This window comes from Micromonospora sp. M51 (genome assembly GCF_018070305.1).
Lineage (GTDB): Bacteria > Actinomycetota > Actinomycetes > Mycobacteriales > Micromonosporaceae > Micromonospora > Micromonospora parva.
Window position 1 is genome coordinate 1 of sequence record NZ_JAGPXZ010001241.1, and the last position, 1,049, is coordinate 1,049.

General features: G+C 76.1%; 1 protein-coding gene and 1 pseudogene. Both read right to left on the reverse strand.

The features are described 5' to 3' along the window. Nucleotides 1-653 (reverse strand): DNA-processing protein DprA (locus KBX53_RS33975; protein WP_210863927.1); only part of this gene is annotated, 653 nt, incomplete at its 3' end. Further along, nucleotides 650-1,049, reverse strand: a pseudogene (locus KBX53_RS33980) (ATP-binding protein); the annotation flags it as partial. The pseudogene KBX53_RS33980 and the gene KBX53_RS33975, both read right to left, overlap by 4 nt.

Genomic DNA, 1,049 nt, shown 5'->3' on the forward strand with positions numbered 1-1,049 from the left:
ACCAGCAGACCCGTCTCGGCAATCCGGTCGAAGAGCGCGGCGTTGCCCATCGGGTACGGGCGGTCGAGGCCGCAGGCGAGCACCGCGACGGTCAGACCGCCAGCGGTGAGGGCGCCCCGGTGGGCGGCGGCGTCGATGCCGAACGCGCCACCGGACACGACAGTCCAGTCCCGCTCCGCCAACCCGTACCCCAGCTCCGTCGCGACGTGCTGCCCGTAGCCGGTGGCGGCCCGGGCCCCCACCACCGCCACCGAGCGGTCCAGGGCTTCGCCGAGCGGCCAGCTTCCGCGTACCCAGAAGCACAGCGGCGGGGCGGTCTCGGCGTCCACCCGGCGGCTGACGTCCGGCAGCCGCAACGTGGTCAGGCCGGCGACCGGGGTCGGCCACTCCTCGTCGTCCGGGGTGACCAGCCGGGCGCCCAGTCGGTCCGCCCGCTCCAGAGCCTCGGCCGCCACCGCCCGCGCGTCGCCGGCCGCCGAACGTGCGGCGACGGTGGTGTGCAGCCAGCCGTCCGGGCTGCCGCCGTCGAGCAGCAGGTCCAGGGTCGCCACCGGGCCGTGCCGTTCGACCAGCCGGTGCACGGCGCGCGTGCCCGGCTCCGCCAACCAGGTCAGGGCGACCCGGGCCAGCCTGCGCTCATCCTCGGCGTTCACGCCGCCTCCCCCGTCCGTAGTTGCAGGGCTTCCCGGACGTCGTCCTGGTCCGGTCGGTCGCGGCCGTCCAGATCGGCGATGGTCCAGGCCATCCGGATCACCCGGTCGAAGCCGCGCGCCGACAGCGAGCCGGAGTCGAGCCGGCCACGCAGCTCGACGGTGACCCGGGCCGGCAGTCGCCACGGCGGTCTGCGCAGGTACGGGCCGTCCACCTCGGCGTTGAGCCGCCGGCCGAGGTCGGCCCAGCGATCGGCCGCCGCCTGGCGGGCCGCCGCCACCCGGGTGGCGACCGTCGCCGACGGCTCGACGCCACCGTCGGTCGCCATCAGCTCGGCCGCCCGTACCGGCATCAGTCGCACCTGGACATCGATCCGGTCGAGCAGCGGACCGGACAGT